At 42.9% G+C, this 1,510-nt stretch carries 2 protein-coding genes; both read left to right on the forward strand.

The annotated features are described in order from the left end of the window. The first annotated feature begins 192 nt into the window (after window positions 1–192). A complete protein-coding gene (locus ACP6PK_RS02500) occupies window positions 193–612 on the forward strand; it encodes a hypothetical protein (protein ID WP_426557466.1) in 420 nt (139 codons plus the stop codon). 246 nt (window positions 613–858) lie between these two features. Then, window positions 859–1,510 (forward strand): DUF4347 domain-containing protein (locus tag ACP6PK_RS02505; RefSeq protein ID WP_426557468.1); only part of this gene is annotated, 652 nt, incomplete at its 3' end.

Genomic DNA, 1,510 nt, shown 5'->3' on the forward strand with positions numbered 1-1,510 from the left:
GGCTTTATTGTTGTTGGGTTTCCTACCTCAACCCAACCTACGCGAACTATTTTAGGTTGAGCCACCATTCATTCCATCTCGAAACCTTTGAATACAGGGAATTAGAAAAAATTTTCCCGAAAAAGTTCACAACTTGCCACCCTTAATCGTCTGATTAGTAGAAGAGAAAAAACTAACGTTGGAGTAAAGAAAATGAAAACTCAACAACTTATTATTCGTGGTCTTGGTCTAGTCGGTGGTCTTGTTCTTCTCAATACATTTGCTACTGTGGCTCGTGCTGGTGAAGGTGGTATTGCAGGTTATGCGGCTTTCACTGTTGATCAAGGGGCTGTTACAGGTGTAGCTGTATCTGCTGCCGTTGGTAAAGAAAGTGCTGCTGCTCATTCTTTTAATTACAGTGGTACTAATGCTAATGGTTTACAGAACTCAGCTTTTGCTATTGGTACTGCTGGCACACTGAGTATTGGTGGTTTGGGCGACCCTGCTGGCTTTAGTCTCGACACAATGGAAGACAGCGATCGCGCCACAGCTCAAGGTAATAGTTTCACAGCAGGGTACGAGATACAACTGGGTACTGGTACTGGCGATGTTTTGAATACTGCTGCTCCGTAGAAATAGTATAATCAGGACTTACGCAAAGGTACTATATAGTTCCTTTGTGCGTTACGCCAGGGCTAACACACCCTACAAATAGCTACAAATAGTGTTCATGTGTAAGTCCTCATAATATTAAATCCGGTTGAATACTTATAATTACAAGCTCGTAGTATTGCTTTAGCCCACGTCTATCTGGCGGGCTAGAGCAATACTACAAGCAAGAACTTTGCTACGACAAAATATTTTACTTGGAGAAGTCAAATGAATACTAACTTCTATTTCAATACTGCTGTATTTATTGATGCTGGCGTTGATAACTACCAGCAATTGTTTGATGGTGTTGTTGCTGAGGCTCAACCATTCCTGCTTGATACTGCTAGGGATGGTATTGAGCAGATAGACGGAATTTTACAACAATATCCACAGGTTAAAACTGTTCATATTATTTCTCATGGTTCCCCTGGTTGTTTGTATCTGGGAAATAGTCAATTTACTTTGGGTACTCTTGAGCATTATGCGACTGAACTGCAACGGTGGAATATTGATAATCTCCTGCTTTATGGTTGTAATGTGGCTGCGGGAGATCCGGGGGCTGAGTTTGTGGCTAAGTTGCGGGGTTTGACTGGGGCGGATATTGCTGCTTCGGCGACTTTGACTGGAGCTGCAATTAAGGGTGGTAATTGGGAATTGGAGGTAAGGACCGGTGAGATGTCCTCCAGTCTGGGATTGGAACTGGAAGTTATGGGGAGTTACCCAGGGGTGTTGAATGGAGACTTCACCGACTCCGGACAATCCTTGGATAATAGTACGAATGGCTGCGATATAAGTTTGGCAGATGTGGATGGAGATGGAGATTTAGATGCTTTTGTTGCTAATGTGAGTGAGCCAAATAAAGTTTGGAAAAACGATGGTA

It is taken from the genome of Dapis hubbardiae BLCC-M172 (assembly GCF_050016015.1).
Lineage (GTDB): Bacteria > Cyanobacteriota > Cyanobacteriia > Cyanobacteriales > Microcoleaceae > Trichodesmium.

Excerpts from the sequence above, each read along its gene's own strand:
- ACP6PK_RS02500 (WP_426557466.1), top strand. The coding sequence starts at position 193 with ATGAAAACTCAACAACTTATTATTCGTGGTCTTGGTCTAGTCGGTGGT.